Raw genomic sequence first — 18,605 nt, forward strand, 5'->3', positions numbered from 1 at the left:
TTTCCATTTTTTAGAGCAGTGGGGAGATGAGGAGGACAAGGGAGACGAAGAATTATTGAACAATTCTCTTTCCAATGGCCCATACTTCTCTACGAGAGGCTGCGCCCTAAGCGTAGCTATGCCGCAGGCTTTACGACTGCGCTCAGTACAAGTTCCCAATTCCCAATTCCCCATCAGAGATCCATATTGCCCTAAAATTCTACACGGGGAGCGAAGCTGACTGAGTGCCCCCATGATTCACTGTTATCAGAGGACTTTTTTGTGGATTTATCTCGTATTCCTGCCCAACCGAAACCCGGTTTAATCAACGTTCTGATTGAAATTACTGGCGGAAGTAAAAATAAATACGAATACGACAAGGAACTAGAAGCTTTTGCTCTAGACCGAGTACTTTATTCCTCGGTAAAATATCCTTATGACTATGGCTTTGTACCCAATACTTTGGCAGATGATGGCGATCCCCTCGATGGGATGGTCATAATTGATGAGCCAACCTTCCCAGGCTGTATTATTGCTGCACGACCGATTGGCTTCTTGGAAATGATTGACGGTGGCGATCGCGATGAAAAAATCCTTTGTGTTCCTGACAAAGATCCCCGTTACACTCAGGTTAAATCCCTGAAAGATGTAGCGCCACACCGCTTAGATGAAATCGCTGAATTTTTCCGTAGTTATAAAAATTTGGAAAAAAAGGTGACTGAAATTCTCGGTTGGCAAGATGTGGACAAGGTTGCAGCTTTAGTAGAAAAATCCGTCAAAGCTTATAGAGGATAATAGAAGAGTTAGGAGTTAGGAGTTAAGAGTTATAAATTTTTATTCCTCAATCCTAACTCCTTTACAGACGCGATTAATCGCGTCTCTACTCATAAATTTCGCTTGTTACGGATCGCAAAAACTGCCACCAAATCCTAAACCAAAATGCAGCGTACTCTCCTTTTGGCAAAAATTCATAATTGCACCCTTACAGGGGCGAATATCAACTACGTGGGTAGTATCAGCATCGATGAAATCCTTTTGGAAAAGGCTGGGATCTTACCTTATGAACAAGTGCAAGTAGTTAATAGTGCCAATGGTCAGCGTTTTATTACTTATGCGATCCCGGCTCCAGCCCATTCAGGAGTAATTGAGCTAAATGGGGGTGCAGCACGTTTAGGCATTATTGGCGATCGCTTGATTATAATGACTTACGGGCAGTTCACTCCAGAAGAGTTAAAAAATTACTCTCCTACGGTAGTCATTGTGGACGAAAAAAACAGGCTGTTGGAAGTTCGGCGCTACGATGACCTGCTCGTTAAGGTCTAATTTGAAGGAAAATGTCAAATTTTGAGTTGTCGGATTCCCAGAGCTACGTACCTGAAAAGTCTGCTATCCTGCCAAGTAGCCCAGCAGATGAATTTATTGTGCAATTTTGGGGTGTAAGGGGTTTGATTCCCACCCCAGACACCAGCACCAACCGCTATGGTGGTAATACTGCTTGTGTAGAAATATATGTAGGTGGGAAACGCCTGATTTTTGATGGCGGTACTGGCTTACGCATACTGGGTAAAACTTGGCAAGAACTACAACAGCCAATACAAGCCCATTTATTTTTTACCAACTGTCAATCAAATCGGATTCAAGGGTTTCCCTTTTTTGCTCCCGCATTTATTGTAGAAAATTGCTTTCATATTTACGGCACAGCTGCCTCAAATGGAGCCTCAATCAAACAATGTTTGTACGATCAGATGCTCCAGCCCCACTTTCCTTATCCTTTACAGGTAATGCAGTCGGAATTGCAGTTTTACAATCTGACTCCAGACAGTGATGTAAAGCTAGATGATGTTATCATTACAACCGCATTAATCAATCAAACTCAGCGCTCAGTTGGCTACCGAGTTAGTTGGCAAGATTATAGTGTTGCCTACGTCACGGATTTGCACCAGAATGCCGAGCAAGTGGAGCAAGAGCGGATTTTAGAGTTTATTAAAGGCGCTGATTTGCTGATTGCCAATGCCACTTACACTCCCCCTACGTCTCACAACCATGACTCTGCTGATTTACTCTGGCAAGCTGCGGTGAATGCAGCTCTGAATGCTGGTGTACAACGGCTAGCTATTTCTCATCATCACCCAGATGACCATGATGATTTTCTCGATCGGGTTCAAGTCGATGTTAAATCTGCTTTTTCTCAAGCAGTATTAGCCCATGAAGGTCTAGTTTTAACTGTTAGTAAGTGATTTAGACTCCTTTGTAATGTGTTTGTTATCGCAGTGAGACCGAGAATCATTGTGACCATTCCCAGCCATCTGGCTGGGAACGAGAGAAAGCTTTTTTAAACTTTGTTTCAACTTAAGTTGCCACCAGTAACAGATGTGCGGCTCTATGAAGCATTTTGCAACTCAGCTGTGCGGACTGAAAGCTGCTGTGTCTGATTACCTCGTTGCACTTTCACCTGCAATACTTGACCAAGACGACTATCTTCTACAACGTTCTGCAATTGTTCAGCACTGGTAATAGCTTTACCATCAACTTGCAGAATTACATCCCCGCGCCGAATACCAGCAGATGCAGCGGGAGAATTGGGGACTACTCGCATGACAAAAACACCATTAATTTCTGGTATCTGAATAGGAGAGTTGGGATCGGTGTTATTTTGCTTGGCAAGATCGGGTGTTAAAGTTAGCATTTGCACACCTAAATAGGGGTGAGCAACTTTGCCATCACGTTGCAGTTGCGCTGCGATCGCTTTCGCTTTATCAATAGGAATGGCAAACCCAATACCCATCGCGTCGGGACGAATCGCTGTGTTAATGCCAATCACTTCACCTTGGCCATTTAATAGCGGCCCGCCAGAGTTACCTGGGTTAATGGCGGCATCGGTTTGAATGAAGTCTAAGCGTTTGTCGCTAATGCCAACTTGGGCGCTGGAACGTTTGAGCGTACTGACAATTCCCAAAGTAACGGTATTATCAAATCCTAAAGGATTACCAACTGCGATCGCCCAATCTCCGACTTGGACATTAGTGGAAGAACCCAAGGGTGCGACTGGTAAATCGTTACCAGCGTTAATCTTGACTACTGCCAAATCTGTAACTTCATCAATACCTTGAACTTTTCCTTCAAAGGTACGGCCATCTTTGAGCCGGACTGTTACCTTATCAGCCTTATCGACCACATGAGCGTTAGTCATAACTAAGCCGCTCTTGTCAATAATGAAACCTGAACCTAAACCGCGTAACTGCTCAGAAGGAACCTGTTGGGAGAAACCGTCACCAAAGAACCGACGGAAAAATGGGTCTTCCATAAATGGATCGACGCGACGAGTAATTGTCCGCTCAGTATCAATGCGAACAACTGCTGAACCAACACGATTCACTGCTGCTGTGACAAAGCTACTAGTACCGATCGCAGCCGTGGCTGGTGATTGCCGTTGAGCAATCAGTTGTGGAGTATCTCCACCTGTAACTTGGGGTGCAGGTTCGGCTTGGGAAGGCAACACCTGCAATGTGCTAACCGTTAACACAACTCCAAGCGCGAGCGCTAAAACATAACTACTGAGTTGACGTATGGATCTGGGTAATTTGGGAAATCGCATAATCACAACCTAATTTATAAGCTTAATTTTTGCTTAGTCGTGACAAATCTATTTACAGTTATTTTTACTTCAGGTTTCGCCTGCTCTTCCCAATAGTGTGGTTAGGGCATTTTACGATTTACCTATAATCAAGTTAATGGAAAATTTAACCCAAAAGCTATTATGGACATTCACCCTTTACAAGTTCGGTTTTTACCCATCAATAAAACTTTTGGATTGCTAATAAAACTAGAAGTTTCAAAGTAGTGACACCGATAAAAAGGAGATGTGGGACACCCATGCTCACTTTTGGTTCAAAAACCGATCGGATAATGAACTAACTTTTGAATAAAATTTCATTCCGACTGATTGCACCTAGCTGGGGTAAAGAGTTGATTGCTGAGTGGGGAATCAGGGCGGTAGGAACGGTTAGAGGTAGTTGTAACTGTTTTACAACACTTTGTAGTAGTTGGTCTTGTCCAGTCCGCAAACCCCAAACATTTGTCCCACGATTGATAATAGCAAACCAAACCAAACCGCGATCGCGTGTGGGCATAACTCCTGCTAAAGCACTCACATCTCGAAGAGTGCCAGTTTTGATCACAGTAGCAAGGGGAATGTGTCTGCTGTGTACTGTTCCTCGGTGATCAAACCCAGACATGGGGAACAAATCACTCAGATTTAGCTGATGGGCAGATGCCTCACTTTGAATAGCCATAAACATCGCACAAACAGCCCTGGGGGAAATGCGATTTTCGGGGCCTAGCCCAGAACCATTAATTAACTGAATTTCCACTTGTGGCACCCTGGCAAGATTAGCAGCAGTGGATTGGACTACAGCTGCTCCTCCCACTGAATCTGCTAGCATCTCTGCCATATCGTTGTTACTGTAAACATTCATTTCCTTGAGCAGTTGCTTCAAGGGTAACGAGCGATGACGCAGTAACAAAGTTTGTTGAGGGTTTGGTTGTGCTTCAACTTTCACCGTACCCGAAATGACAACTTGAGGCTTGGGTGTTCCCTTAGCCATGATTGAGTGTGTGTAAATAGCGGGGCGGCCCCAAGTTGCACGATTTAGTGTTTGCTTGAGCATCATACCTGCCAGCATCGGCTGCCGTTGGAAATTCATGGCAAAAGTGCCATTAACGATCAAATTTCCCTTTACCTGCTTGATGCCCATTTTATTAAGAGTATTACCAAGAGCGATCGCTTCTTCCCAAACAAACAAAGGATCGCCACCGCCTGTAATCACCAAATCGCCCTGCACAACTCCATTTACCACTGGTCCGGTGATACTCACCAAAGTATCAAATTGGTAATCTGGGCCCCAAGTTTTCAAAGCAACAAGTGAAGTGGCAATTTTGGTTAAAGAGGCAGCAGGGAGAGGTGTCGTTCCTTGGTGGTTTGCCATCAGCATTGGTCCCGACTGCATCCAAATGCCCTGACTCTCAGCCAGATTTTGCGCCACCACTTTTGATGTGATGAGCTTTTTCAGATATTCCTGCACCGTAGTTGCCCCAGTTGGATTGGGATCGGGGGCAATAACTAAGCCAGGACTACTTTGCCAAGTTAAAGCATCTAAGGCATCTAGAGGCTTGATTTGTACCCCGGCCATTTCCAGCCAGAGTGACACCAAACCTGAACCCAATAATTCCAGCATATTTTATTCCTCTATATGTGTTTAGGATGTTCTATATTATTTCCTGTGCTAATATACACGCTTTTTTAAGCAGATCAGCATTGAGTCACAATAACTGGTGCATTAGGCATCTGAAAGTAAGGTGAATTACATGATTTTCGTTATACTTTTGACAAAAAAAGACTGACTCTGAGAGCCACGTCTCTTGAAAGCCAGTATAAAGGAGGCAAAGCGAATTGACTTTTCATATTTCATCATTTTTTATTAAAAAAATGATAATAATTTATATACATTGTAAATTTCTCTTCAATACCTGTTTCAAAGTCATCCTAAAACAGACATATCAGCTAAGTTAAATTATGAAGATATCAAAATCATCCAACATTTTTTTCGTTGATCTAGCCGATCTAAACTGTGAATATAGAAATCCTATCTGAGTTGTGAAAATTATTTTGTTTAACGTAGATGCAGAGCGGCTGTCCGCAGGCTACCACAAAGTACGCATAAACACTTAACTACTGAAAAAAGACATAATAGTAAACTAATTGCTTGTGATATTGGGGAACTATACGCCTGATTGATTTGGATGGTAATTTAATTTTTCAACCACTTACAGGGCATTGAAAATCACTATATTCATTGAATTTCAGTCCAGATGGGGAATCTAATTCTAGTGCTAGTGAAGCTAGTACTATTCGGTTGCGGAGAGCTAGCTATTGGAGATGGTGGGAAGTTTGTTGCGATCGCCTGCGTTATCATATCGCTTTCATAGAGTCAAATCTTTAGCGATCCAAAAGATATTAAACTGGCAATAAGCCTGTGAAGCCTGTCAAAAATATTGGGATGCGGGTGGAAAAATCCACCCCTAAACTCTACTTTCTTTCTGGGTGTACTTCATCAGAAGATGTAGCAGTACCCATTTGGTTAATTGTGGCAATCATCTGATACAAACGCCCCAAGTCCCGTTGATTGAAGTACAAAATGAGGCGGGGTAATTCAACCGTTTCATCTTGTGCTTCTTGAGGTAATGCCTGACTTTTTTCAATCCGTCCTTTAACAATAATGTCACTGAAATCAGCATTGAGTTGCTCTACAAGATAGTCTGATATATCTGTCTTCAGGCGGATGACTAATTGCTCGCCTACATATCGACAGGAGTGATAAACCTGGTAAAAACGAGTAATAGCGTCACAAGCCACATCCAGGTTGTCTGTCACCGTGTAAAGGCTGGGGTCTTCAGGACTGACAAGACCATTTTGGACTAATTGCTTATCAATATATTCGCTCCAAGACCGCCAGTAATCACCACCAGGGTGGTCAATTAAAACTAGAGGTACTGGGCCAAACTTACCATTCTGGCTTAATGTCATACATTCAAAAGCTTCATCTTGAGTGCCAAAGCCTCCCGGAAATAAGGCTACAGCATCACTTTCTTTGAGGAGAAAAAGCTTGCGAGTAAAGAAATATTTGAAAATAATTAGCTTGGGATCGCCCTCTATAAAAGGGTTTGCTTCTTGTTCAAAAGGTAATTGAATATTTAATCCAAAGGAATTTTCTCGTCCAGCACCTTCGTGACCCGCCTGCATGATTCCACCGCCACCGCCGGTCATCACCATAAATCCTAATTGAGAAACAGCGCGAGCAAACTCAAGGGCCATTTGGTACTCTGGCGTATCTGGCGCTAGACGAGCAGAACCGAAGATGGTGACTTTGCGAACGTGTCGGTAATCATAAAAGAGCTGGAAACCGCGTTCCATATCTGCTAACGCAGCCGACAATATTTTCCAATCGAGACGCTCAATTTCTGTATCAGCTAGACGGACAATAGTAGCAAGTGCTTGCTGAATAAGTTGCCGATTTTTTAATGTCGGTAAACGAGCGATCAATTCAGCGATATCCGCCTGTAAAGACTCTAATGTGTCAAACGACGCAGATGAAGTCATGAGAACTGCCGCAACAATGGCATTATATTCTACGTGAATGACTTACACTCTAGCAAGCGGGATATAGCCCCCTGAATATCAATATCCGGTAGCATCTGAATACTTTAAAAACGACAGAGATGCCGAGGACGTAAAGGACATAAATAAAGATATCACCACCTTCCCTCAATTCAACCCCAATTCTTCTTTCAATGCCACCGGGATATTAACTGCTGTCTCTAATCCCCGCACACCTTCCCACTGCTGTTTTTTACCCCAGGTCATTTTTTCCATATTGGCATCGCTGAGATCTGCACCACTGAGGATGGCGTAACTTAAGTTACTGTGGCTGAGATTCGCGCCATTGAGGATCGCACCACTCAGATTACTGCCACTGAGGTTAGCACTGTTAAGGTTGGCATAGCTGAAGTCTGTACCGAAAAGGATCGCGTCGGTGAGGTCGGCACCACTGAGGTCGGCTTCGCTGAGAATCACCCCACTGAGGTCAGCTTCGTTGAGGCTTACCCGACTCAGGTCTACGCCGCTAAGGTCTGCGCCTAAGAACATTGCACCGTTAAGTCTTGCATTGTTAAGTTTGGCACCGTTAAGTTTGGCATAGCTAAGGTCAGCAGCCATGAGGATGGCATCACTAAGGTTGGTGCTGAAAAGAATTGTATCGCTGAGGTTAGTACCGTTGAGGATGGCGTGACTTAAATCAGCACCACTGAGGTCGGCGCGGCAGAGGTCAGCATGGTTAAGGCTGACGTTGCTGAGGTTGGCTTCACTTAGATTCGCACCAAAAAGGATAGCGTTGCTGAGGTCGGCTCGGCTGAAATTGGTGCTGCTGAGGTCGGCGCGGCTGAGGTTGGTGTTGCTGAGGTCGGCGCGGTTGAGGTTGGTGCTGCTGAGGTCGGCGCGATTCAGGTCGGCGCGGCTAAGGTTGGCACGGCTAAGGTTAGCACCACTAAGGTTAGTGCTGCTGAGGTCGGCACCACTGAGGTTAGCCCCACTGAGGTTAGCACCACTGAGGTTGGCATCGCCGAAGTTGGCACCGCTAAGGTTGGCACCTATGAAGTTTACACCAGTTAAGTTGGCATCGCCGAGATAGGCAAGGCTGAGGTCAGCACCGCTAAAATCTGCCCCGGTAAGGTTGGCATCGCCCAAGTAAGCACTACGAAAGTTACCGCCTTTGAGAAATTGCCCGACTATACTGCTAAAGTTGCCAATTTCTAAGGCATCGCTATAGTTAATGATCCGCAGCAGTTGGGATGTGAAAAAATTGTCTGTATCTGGTTGGGCTGATGGATAGAAGGTAATTTTTTCTTTGAGTTCATCTTGCTCTTGGGCGTAGCGGTGTAACTCTAACAGTAAAATCAGTACGTTCAATCCTGTATAGATGTCTAACTGTCTCAGCCCGATCGCAATATTTTGAGTTGCTAGCTTTAATTTTGTTTTCTGAGGCAGGTTATCATCTGGTGTGGCATCAATAAATTCTCCCTGACACCAGCGACGATAAAAATCTTCTAGCCGCCAGAAAAGCACTTCTGGGTCAATCTTTTGACTACTCACAACCAATTCTATTATTTGGTTGACTATTTCTGATTTCAGCGCTCTATTGCCTAGTAAATCATAAATCTCTTCATGCATCTGGCGATCGCACACTCTTAAGCATAACTCTGATGGTAGCGGGCCCGATATGCGATCGCCTATCTTAGAAGTCAAACTGCTCTTTGATATTGTCCATTTTTCTAAGCTTTCTTGCAGTCTTTGAGACCATGAATCTTCCTGTAAATTACCTTGAGCAAATTTAACGCTTTTGTTTAGTTCTTTAATACTTTTTCCTAGAGATAAACCGACTTTAGTTTCCACCAATCTGGTCTTTGGCATCTCTTGTAAGCTTATATCCCTCACATAATTTCTCAGCAGTTGCCAAACTTGAGATAAATATGTTGACATTTCTGTGTCCGTTGTTACATTTAAATTACTGTTTTGATAATCTGGAACTAAAATTTTTTCTCTGTTACTTTGTTTATCATTGCCAAAAATAAATAGTATCAATAAATACTACACGAAAAATATCATGTGTTGTCGATATCTATGATGGGCTGCACTGGCGGCGTTTTTTGAGGGTGGCTTCTCGCTAACCCTAAGTCACATCAAGCTTCTTCTCTTGATGTAAATAAGTGCGATCGGAAAAATTCTTTCAAAAATTAAGTAATTTCCCGACTTTGGTTAATTTGTTATACTTTTTTTCCAAGATATTTACTAGTCTAATGTAAAAATAATACTTACTCATTGTAAAAGACGCAATTGTTAGGAAAAATCCATCTGTACAACAGCGTGAACATTGCGGAAAAATGGCAACTAAAATTGAAGTCTAAACTTTACTGCTTTATATAAAGCAGCTGAAAGAATTAGCAAAAAGCAGGCTACATAACTTTGCAAAAGTTAAAAATTAACTACCGAATCGTTATTGGGGGATTGATGCGATGAAGAACAGATTAACTTTTTATATGATTTTGTTACATAGTTTATTTTTAGGAATAACAACAGCTAACGCCAAGTCACCGTTTGTCAATGGAGTTGATCCAGATTTTTCAGCGAACCATAAGGCTGTGCGGGCTGTAAAAGCAATAGTTACAGCCAATAGTCAGTTAACGACAGAAACTTCTTCAACTAAAATCTCAGCATTATCGCTAAATAATATCAATATTTCTCAAAAACAGAGGCTACCATCAGGGCAAGTTTGGGTGGTTAATCAAAATAAACACGTACAGCCTCAACCGTTTATTTGGGTAGTAAAAGATTCTAAAAAAGCAGGACAGCAACCATTTTTGCAAGTTGCAAAACCCGCAGAAAAGCCTAAGCCTGCCAAAACACCAGCAGCAAAGGATGATTTAGAGGTTTTTGATGAAGTAGTGAAAGACACGCAAAAGTCAGGGGGACTGTTCACCCTTTATCGCAATAAAGAAAAGAATAAAATTTATCTAGAAATTAAGCCAGAGCAACTCAATAAAAATTACCTCGCTACAGCAACCCTAGAATCGGGCATTGGCGAACGGGGTATTTACAGTGGTATGCCTCTGCAAGATTTTTTGTTTTATTTCCAACGGGTAGATGATAAATTAAACTTTGTCATCCGCAATGTTAATTTTCGCACTCGTGAGGGAGATCCTCAAGTGCGATCGCTAGCTCGGTCTTTTAGTGATTCTGTACTCTACAGCATTTCTATAAAAAGCATTCATCCCCAACGCAAAACTCTTCTCATCGATTTAGGCGATTTATTACTGACAGATTTAGGCGGATTATCTGCAAATTTAGGAGTCCCAGCAACTACAGACCAGTCCTATTTTGGTACTGCTAAAGCTTTTCCTCAAAACTTAGAAATTGAGTCAGTTTTAAATTTCTCTGGTACCAGCGATCGTGACAGCGAAACACCAAGTTTTGGTTCGCTAGCTGATAACCGTGGCTATACCTTGCGCGTCCACTATAGTCTCTCCCAGCTACCTGAAAAAGATTATCGACCGCGCCTTGCTGACGATCGCATTGGCTATTTCATCACCGCTTACCAAGATTTATCCAAAGACGATCAGGGCGATTCTTTTGTCCGTTACATAAATCGCTGGGATTTAGAAAAACAAGACCCAAAAGCATTAATTTCTCGCCCCAAAAAACCGATTGTCTTCTGGATTGATAACGCTGTGCCCTTAGAGTACCGCGATGCGATGAAAGAAGGCATCCTAATGTGGAACAAAGCCTTTCTCAAAGCGGGATTCAAGGATGCAATTGAAGTCCGCCAGATGCCAGATGATGCAACATGGGACCCAGCAGATATTCGTTACAACACAATTCGCTGGATTAACACAGTCGATGGTTATTTTGCAATGGGGCCATCCCGCGTTAATCCCTTGACAGGTGAAATTTTAGATGCAGACATTCTCGTAGATGCCAGCTTTGTCCGGGCGCTTAAGAATGAGTATCGCAAAATTGTCCAACCCAGCCAAACCCAAAGCCAGACGACCTTATCAGCTTTGATGCAAAATCGTCTACTTTGCGCCAATGGTTTAGATGGCAAAAACAATGCTGTACCCAAGCAGATGCCAGGGCAACAAGAGTTGTTGAATCGTTTATCTAAAATGGCAGGCGAGTACGATTTATGCTATGGGATGGAAGCTGCTAACCAGTTTGCCCTTGGTTCCCTGGCGATGTCACTATTGCCAGATACCATGGCCACTCCAGATCAGGTGAAAGAATATATCAATCAATATTTACGTTTAATCATTGCTCACGAAGTTGGACATACTCTTGGTTTACGTCATAACTTTCGTGGTAGTACTCTGCTAGCACCAGAGGAAATGAATAATACGGAAATTACCAAAAATAAAGGTCTGACAACTTCCGTAATGGACTACATTCCCCCAAATATTGCCCCTCAAGGGACAAAACAGGGAGATTATTTTCCTAGTATGGTAGGGCCTTATGATGAATGGGCGATTAAATATGGCTACATCCCAATTAAGACATCAACTCCCATAGCAGAAAAGCCAATTTTGGAGGAAATTGCCACACAATCTTATAAACCAGAGTTGAGTTATTCTACAGATGAAGATGTCTATGACCTTGACCCAACTGCTGATGCTTGGGATAACAGTGGCAATGTGTTGCTTTATTCTCAGTGGCAGTTGAATAATTCGCGGGTGATGTGGGAGCGTCTCGATAAACGTTATCCATTAGCTGGTGATAGTTACAGCGATGTCAGCGAACGTTTTAGTACAGTATTGGGTAACTATTTTCAACAAATATATTACACCACTAAATACATCGGGGGACAGTCTTTTTATCGCATTCACCCTAGCGAAATCCCCTCCGGAGTTGGGCAGCACCGATTACCATTTGAAGCAGTACCAGTTAAAGAACAACGACAAGCTTTAGAAACCCTGCAAAAGTATTTGTTTGCAGAAGATGCTCTGAGCTTTTCACCAGAACTACTGAATAAATTAGCACCTTCCCGTTGGCGACATTGGGGTAGTTCTCCCCAAGTTGGTCGTTTGGATTTTCCGATTCATGACTTGGTGCTGCTCATGCAGGGTTCTGTATTGCGAGATTTACTCTCAGGCGATCGCCTCTCTCGCCTCAAGGATATTGAACTTAAAACTAAGCCAGAAAATGCATTGACTCTACCGGAACTATTTGACACTTTGCAATCAGGTATCTGGACAGAAGTAATCAAACCAAAAGGTAAGCCAATGAAGATTGCCAGTTTACGGCGAGGCTTGCAGCGCCAATACCTGGACATTTTGACTAATATGGTGTTGAGAAAAGAATATGTCCCAGAAGATGCTCGGACTCTAGCTTGGTATAAACTCAAACAACTAGATGAGAAACTCAAGGGGGTTAATTCTGAGGATGAATACACCAAAGCGCATTTATTAGAAACACGCGATCGCATCGAGAAAGTCTTGAATGCACCGTTGCAAGGGAATTAAACAAGTTGTAGAGACGCGATTAATCGCGTCTTTTTGGCAAAATATATCAAGTTTCTGTTTTAGAAATAAAAAACTCAAAATGAGGCAGCAGATGAGCGAGTTTCCTCCTGCTACCTCTGCTTTCTCCTAACTACTCAACGCCTTTAAGAACCGTTGCAAACTCCTAAATACATTGGGCTTTCTCGCAGGTGCAGCGTCCGTTGTTGTTTGCGGTTGTCCTTTTAAAAGGATCTGATCCAAATCATCACCCGATGGTTTTGTGGGTAATTCAGCAATTCTTTGATATTCGCCGTCGGTTTCCAGCCAAACTTCCCACTGTCCGGGATAGCAGCGAGATAGGGCGCTTTGCTCGTCTATGGGGCGCAGGTAATAACAGGATTCAATGGTATTAGTGAAACGCAGACGAGTTTGCCTTGCTGCATAACCAATGCCCACAGTTCCAGAATCTTCTAAACGGGGATTTAAAAAGACTACAGGGCGATCGCCTATTTCTTGACATAGCTTTTCCACCTGCGGTACTTCTACGGAAGTGGGGGCAATGAATAAGAAAATTTCATCCTCTGGCTGAATTTTTGTTTGTAAGGAAGCAGTCCTTCCCGTACCAATATCCAAAATTTGAAATGGTGCATCTGTCCAATTGCGACGGGCTAAAGCCGCAGCACCCGCGTCAGCAAAGAAAATCTTCAAACGGGAATCATATTCTGTAAACAGTGGCAGAAATTGTTCCGCCACCGGCATAAACTTGAGTTCTGGAAACAGGAACTCAACCTGTATGCGAGTACAACCATCTGCAAGGGCAGCTTGGACGGCTGTACGAGATTGGGCGATCGCATCTTCAAGGGTATTAGGAAGTTCACTCATAATTTTTTGTGTCGCTTTAGCATTACTTCCATTGTTCCAGTATTGGCTATGATTGAGGGAGTAAACACAAAGCTGTTTTACATCCCAAATTTAGAGTGCGATCGCATAGAAGACACACTCAAAATTTTACCTGTTGGAAAAAGACTCGTTTAAAACTTTCAGCGATAACGGCATAGAGCGCCGATCAGATAAAACCTAGATATTTTGATACGCGATACGCAAGCAAAATTCCTGCAATACCACCGATAACGCTAAAGAAGATTGAGGCGAACGATAGCAAACTTCCACCCCACAAGACTGGGATGTAGCTGCCAATCGTAGAGCCAATGAACACCCCAATCCCAATGATGAATTTATTCATTCAAGAAAAGCCTCAACAGTCATAAAAATTAAGTCATGCTTGAACTCCTTTATGACTCAAAATATTACCTTTTGGGAAAAACTCGTTTAACAATACGAAGCTGGGATAACTTGAAATATCCTGAATGTTCCAGATTATCACCCAGATATAGAGCAACGCTTTCATCATTCCACGCAGAAAAATTTAAGTTGGTGTTGAGGTTGACCACTTTTCCACGACCAACTGTGCTGGGAGCCTTGCGTTTTAAAGTCTTGAAGGAAATGGGTTCTGAGTTAGCTGTCATCAGTAACATCTTCATGTGTAGAAACGGGTAATGGCTGTCCAACAAACAATAAGCTGCTTTGTTGTAACTTCTCCTCAATTTGCCTTAACATTACTTCTAGCTCCACTCTTGGGCTGGTTTGTAAACCAAGACACTGTGCGATTCCATTTGCATTTGTACTCCAACGCTTTGTAAGTTGAATACGATAACCTGAAGCTTCAGTAAGCAACTCGTAGGAGTGAAAATGCATAGGATTTCCAAGACGAGCATCTTGAATATGTTCAAAGGAAAATTCTCGTTGCATGTAATCAATAAGGCAATCTTGAACTACCAAAACAAGATGTTTGCTGAGATGTTCAAACGTGTGAATTTTGTGATGGAGTTGCATCAAGATTGTCTTTGCAGTCATTTTCCAGTTCATACCAAAACCTTTCCCCGATGCGACATCCACATCTCTTACTGAAACACCATGACGCTGGAGAAAACGTTGTCGTTCTGGCCAGACTGTTCCAGTAGTATCAAGAGTTTGCAGTTCAATGCTAATAAAATCGATGACTTTTCCTGAACGTACAGAAGCAAGACAGTAATCTATACTACCTCCTGGTACTGCAATTTCAGGAACAATCCGAAGTTCGTTACCAGGCTCATGAAGTGTCAATAAATGAATACAATCTGTAAAGATTTGACTACGTTCAAGAAGTCGAAACGGACAGATAATAATATTCCGGGCTTCCCTACCGTAAGAAACTGTACATGAGCCGATAGTAAGATCAGGCTCACTTTTCCTATTCTTAAGACATTTGCGAGATAGGAAAGGACAGTTTTGACTAGAGGCAATATCACTCCAGATAAGTGATTGGTTTGTAGGATTACCGTACAATTCGACAACTTTAGTCATAACAGTAGTCCACACCTTTCATGAGCAGCAGTAATGTATTCGCCTGAAATATCAATTCCAATCGAGCTTCGTCCCAGTTGAAATGCAACCAAATTTGTTGTACCTGTTCCTGTAAATGGGTCTAGTACAACACCAGATTGTGGACAGGTAGCAAGAATCGGAAGTTTACAGATATCTTCAGGGTAGGGTGCAAAATGAAGTTTCCGTTTTTGAGTATCTTCTGGCAAAATATCCCAGACATCGCTAGGTTTACTACCATTTGGGTGATATTTGAGAAAATAGAAGCCGCGTTCAGTAAGTTCACGCGCTCGTCCAGAAACCTTTGCTGAATCGGAGTGCGTAGTTCGTTGCTGACCACGAATAATCATGCGAAAGTCAGATAATTTACCTAGTCGCACTTCCTGTAATATTTCACCAAGAGCCTTCAGAGCATTTGTACGTTCTAAATCACTAAGCGCTGTAGATAATTCAATTTGCCGACGATAGCGTACACCAGAAACGCCTGTTGCAGAAACTACGGAACCATTGACAACCTTGGCTTGTCTTGGCTTCGAGCGAATTGCATCAACATCGTAAAAATAGCGGTCTGTCTTTACAAAATGGAAAACAGGTTCATACACATTTCGGAGTTTGTCTTTTGCATTATCAGGTGCGCCTTTTACTTTATTCCAAATGACGCTATTGCGAAGAATCCAACCTTGTTTATCGCTCATTGCTAGTGCAACTCGCCAGGGTATACCAATCAGAGATTTACGCTGATATGTATCTCCGAGATTTAACCAAAAAGATCCACTGGGTTTAAGAATTCGCTTTACTTCACAGAAGATTCCAAGCAAGTTATTGATATAGTCTTCCCACTTTTCCTCAAGACCAATTCCTCCATTAATGTAAGCCCTTTGTCCCCAATAGGGGGGAGATGTGATTACACAATCGATACAATCAGCAGGAAATAACTTTAGTAGGGCATAACTGTCAGCCTGTAAGAACAGTGGTGTGCTGTTTGATGAAGTGAGGTAATCCTTAACAGAACCTATATTCTTCAGAAGCTCGTTCTCCTCAATCATCGGAACACCTAGCGAATTCATCCTATTACTTTACTTGAATTTGAAGGAGCTGTTGCTTTAATGATTCGCCTGTCAGCCTTTGCAAAACTTGCTTCAATACCATTACCGTCCAATCTATATCAGCTTCAGTGCTATCACGCCCCAATGTGATGCGAATTCCACCCAAGGCGGCTTTTTCGGAATAACCCATTGCTAACAATATTGGGCTAGGACTAAGTTTACCACTGTGACAGGCAGCACCAGCACTGATGCCGATGCCAGCAAGGTTTAGCTGTCGTACCAAGGCTTTACCGCTAAGTTTTTTCCCGTCGGCGTTTTCTAAGCACATACTGACATGGTGAGGTAAACGATCGCAGCCATCCCCTGTAGGAATTAAACCAGGAATCTCAGCTAATTGGGCAAAGGCGCGATCGCGTAACTCAATTAATCGTGGTGTTTCTATAGCCAATTCTTGCGCTGCTAATTCTGCTGCTACACCAAATCCGGCAATTATCGGTACTGCTTGCGTACCAGAACGCAGCCCCATTTCTTGCCCACCACCACTCAGTAAGGGCATCAATTCCACACCAGGACGCACATACAACGCCCCTGCACCTTGCGGCCCATATATTTTATGACTAGAAAGGCTAAGTAAATCTACGTCTAGTTGTTGCACATCTATGGGTAAACGTCCCGCAGCTTGCACCGCATCTGTATGGAACAAAGTACCATGCGATGGCTCCGCTCGCCGCAGGCATCGCACAATCTTACCCAGTTCTGCGATCGGTTGCACTGTCCCTACTTCACTTTGACCATAAATTATGGAAACTAAAACTGTGTTATGTCGCAACGCAGCCTTTAAATCTAGGGGATTGACTCTACCTTTAATATCTACAGACAAGCGCGTAACTTCCCAACCCCACATTTCTAGCAACTTTACTGTTTCCGAAATTGCGGAATGCTCGACGCTGGAAATAATTAGATGTTGAGGAACAGCATACAACCGAGCCACACCCATGATCGCTAAATTATTTGCCTCAGTGCCACCAGAGGTAAAAACGATTGATTCAGGATTGGCAGCGTTAATTAAACTAGCAACTTGAACTCTGGCTTGTTCAACAACCGTTGCAGCCCGTTGTCCCCACTCATGTAAGCTGGAAGGATTGCCCCACTGTTGAGTCAGGACTGTTTGTATAACTGCGATCGCTTCTTTTCGAGTGGGAGTAGTAGCGCTGTAATCTAGATAAATTTGCATATAGCCGATAATGGTGAGAACACACTTTGGTAATAAGCTGGTGATCTTTTCAGAAGATGCAGTTTACGTGGATAAATCCTGAAAAAAATCTTGGTAATTCTGCATCTAGGAGTGGATTTTTCCCTTTGTTTGGAAAGTTATTTTTCTAATTAATTTAGAACACAAAATTTTGGGAATGATAAATCTGTCCACTCCCAATCCACTTTTAACAGATTACAGTGCAACTTATCTCTAGACAAAGATATTTTTCATATATCTTTTTACTGATATTCTCCCTCGCTGGTTGTCAACGAGTCCAGTCTTTCAATCAGCGTCCAGCACCTTTACCACAAGACCCTTTAGTTCAAGTTTACTTTAACCATTCTGAGTCTTCAGAATACAAAGAAGCTTACCGTCAGCAAACTCGCTTGGGGGATGATTTAGAAAAAGAAATTGTCAATGCTATTACGCACGCTAAATCTACGATTGATGTGGCGGTGCAAGAATTACGTTTACCCAAAGTTGCCCAAGCACTGGTTGATAGACAAAAAGCTGGGGTAAAAGTCAGGATAATTTTAGAAAATACCTACAGCAGACCTTGGAGTAGTTTAACATCTGCTGAAGTAAGTAAGTTAGATAAAAGGGAACAAGAACGCTACAACGAATTTCGCAAATTTATCGATATTAACCAAGATAATCAACTCAGCCCAGCAGAAATCAATCAAAGAGATGCTTTAATAATTTTGCAGAATGCTAAAATTCCCTGGATAGACGATCGAGCAGATGGTTCAGCAGGTAGCAGCTTGATGCACCACAAATTTGTGATTGTAGATAATCGCATTGTCATTATCACTTCGGCCAATTTTACTTTAAGTGATACTTATGGTGATTTCACAAATTCCAATACTTTAGGCAATGCCAATAACTTATTGGAGATTGACAGCCCAGAATTAGCATCTTTATTTACAGAAGAGTTTAATATTATGTGGGGAGATGGGCCAGGAGGTAAGCCAGATAGTCGATTTGGGTTAGAAAAACCGATAAGATCGCCTAAAAAAATTACATTAAATCAAACTACAATTACTGTGCAATTTTCACCAACTTCTCCGACTGAACCCTGGAGTAATAGTAGTAATGGTTTAATTGGTAAAACTTTAGATTCAGCAACCAAATCTGTTGATATGGCGTTATTTGTCCTTTCCGATCAGCGACTTGCTAATATCTTAGAAAATCGCCATCAACAAAATGTACAAATTCGCGCTTTAATTGAACCACAATTTGCATATCGTCCCTACAAGGACGGTTAAGGCGGCAAATCAATGAAGGAAGCAGGAAGACGAAAGAAG

At 42.6% G+C, this 18,605-nt stretch carries 15 protein-coding genes and 1 pseudogene; 6 read left to right on the forward strand and 10 right to left on the reverse strand.

Features of this window, described 5'->3' with window-relative positions:
- Positions 1-261 precede the first annotated feature (261 nt).
- From NPUN_RS12820 to NPUN_RS12830, 3 genes are all read left to right on the forward strand, one after another.
- A complete protein-coding gene (locus tag NPUN_RS12820; protein WP_012409101.1) occupies positions 262-774 on the forward strand; it encodes an inorganic diphosphatase in 513 nt (170 codons plus the stop codon).
- Between the two features lie 144 nt (positions 775-918).
- Positions 919-1,302, forward strand: a complete 384-nt coding sequence (panD, locus tag NPUN_RS12825) for an aspartate 1-decarboxylase (RefSeq protein ID WP_012409102.1) — start codon at positions 919-921, stop codon at positions 1,300-1,302.
- An 11-nt stretch (positions 1,303-1,313) separates the two neighbouring features.
- On the forward strand, positions 1,314-2,216 hold the full coding sequence (locus NPUN_RS12830; RefSeq protein WP_012409103.1) for an MBL fold metallo-hydrolase: 903 nt from the start codon (positions 1,314-1,316) through the stop codon (positions 2,214-2,216).
- A gap of 143 nt (positions 2,217-2,359) precedes the next feature.
- Here NPUN_RS12830 and NPUN_RS12835 read toward each other — a convergent pair whose 3' ends face one another.
- Positions 2,360-3,574, reverse strand: coding sequence for an HhoA/HhoB/HtrA family serine endopeptidase (locus NPUN_RS12835; RefSeq protein WP_012409104.1), 1,215 nt, complete (start codon positions 3,572-3,574; stop codon positions 2,360-2,362).
- 316 nt (positions 3,575-3,890) lie between these two features.
- The gene (locus NPUN_RS12840; protein WP_012409105.1) at positions 3,891-5,213 is read right to left on the reverse strand and encodes a D-alanyl-D-alanine carboxypeptidase; all 1,323 of its coding nucleotides are present in this window, start codon (positions 5,211-5,213) and stop codon (positions 3,891-3,893) included.
- A 618-nt stretch (positions 5,214-5,831) separates the two neighbouring features.
- Here NPUN_RS12840 and NPUN_RS41785 point away from each other — a divergent pair.
- Entirely contained in the window at positions 5,832-5,978 is a 147-nt protein-coding gene (locus NPUN_RS41785) for a hypothetical protein (RefSeq protein WP_167315615.1), read from the forward strand.
- A gap of 86 nt (positions 5,979-6,064) precedes the next feature.
- On the opposite strand, the gene NPUN_RS12845 is transcribed toward NPUN_RS41785, so the two are convergent.
- Together NPUN_RS12845 and NPUN_RS12850 are read right to left on the reverse strand one after the other, a co-directional pair.
- A complete protein-coding gene (locus NPUN_RS12845) occupies positions 6,065-7,135 on the reverse strand; it encodes an LOG family protein (protein WP_012409106.1) in 1,071 nt (356 codons plus the stop codon).
- Positions 7,136-7,300: 165 nt separating this feature from the next.
- The gene (locus NPUN_RS12850; RefSeq protein WP_012409107.1) at positions 7,301-9,070 is read right to left on the reverse strand and encodes a pentapeptide repeat-containing protein; all 1,770 of its coding nucleotides are present in this window, start codon (positions 9,068-9,070) and stop codon (positions 7,301-7,303) included.
- A 533-nt stretch (positions 9,071-9,603) separates the two neighbouring features.
- Between NPUN_RS12850 and NPUN_RS12855 the strand changes: the two genes are divergently transcribed.
- On the forward strand, positions 9,604-12,600 hold the full coding sequence (locus tag NPUN_RS12855) for a zinc-dependent metalloprotease (RefSeq protein WP_012409108.1): 2,997 nt from the start codon (positions 9,604-9,606) through the stop codon (positions 12,598-12,600).
- Positions 12,601-12,726: 126 nt separating this feature from the next.
- Here NPUN_RS12855 and NPUN_RS12860 read toward each other — a convergent pair whose 3' ends face one another.
- The 6 genes from NPUN_RS12860 to NPUN_RS12880 form a co-directional block, all read right to left on the reverse strand.
- The gene (locus NPUN_RS12860) at positions 12,727-13,461 is read right to left on the reverse strand and encodes a DUF1995 family protein (RefSeq protein ID WP_012409109.1); all 735 of its coding nucleotides are present in this window, start codon (positions 13,459-13,461) and stop codon (positions 12,727-12,729) included.
- 184 nt (positions 13,462-13,645) lie between these two features.
- A complete protein-coding gene (locus NPUN_RS41790) occupies positions 13,646-13,822 on the reverse strand; it encodes a hypothetical protein (protein ID WP_167315616.1) in 177 nt (58 codons plus the stop codon).
- Between the two features lie 64 nt (positions 13,823-13,886).
- Positions 13,887-14,105: a hypothetical protein gene (locus NPUN_RS12865; RefSeq protein ID WP_041565358.1), complete on the reverse strand. Its 219-nt coding sequence runs from the start codon at positions 14,103-14,105 to the stop codon at positions 13,887-13,889.
- Positions 14,095-14,982: a NotI family restriction endonuclease gene (locus tag NPUN_RS12870; protein WP_012409110.1), complete on the reverse strand. Its 888-nt coding sequence runs from the start codon at positions 14,980-14,982 to the stop codon at positions 14,095-14,097. Before NPUN_RS12870 ends, NPUN_RS12865 begins: the two co-directional genes overlap by 11 nt.
- Positions 14,979-16,067, reverse strand: coding sequence for a DNA-methyltransferase (locus NPUN_RS12875; protein ID WP_041565359.1), 1,089 nt, complete (start codon positions 16,065-16,067; stop codon positions 14,979-14,981). The genes NPUN_RS12870 and NPUN_RS12875 overlap by 4 nt, the downstream gene beginning before the upstream one ends.
- 4 nt (positions 16,068-16,071) lie before the next feature.
- Positions 16,072-17,280 (reverse strand): cysteine desulfurase family protein, encoded by a 1,209-nt coding sequence (locus NPUN_RS12880; RefSeq protein WP_012409112.1) that lies wholly within the window; start codon positions 17,278-17,280, stop codon positions 16,072-16,074.
- A 218-nt stretch (positions 17,281-17,498) separates the two neighbouring features.
- Between NPUN_RS12880 and NPUN_RS12885 the strand changes: the two are divergent.
- A pseudogene (locus NPUN_RS12885) lies at positions 17,499-18,560 on the forward strand (phospholipase D-like domain-containing protein); the annotation flags it as partial.
- Between the last annotated feature and the right edge of the window lie 45 nt (positions 18,561-18,605).

Source organism: Nostoc punctiforme PCC 73102 (assembly GCF_000020025.1).
Classification (GTDB): Bacteria; Cyanobacteriota; Cyanobacteriia; order Cyanobacteriales; family Nostocaceae; genus Nostoc; species Nostoc punctiforme.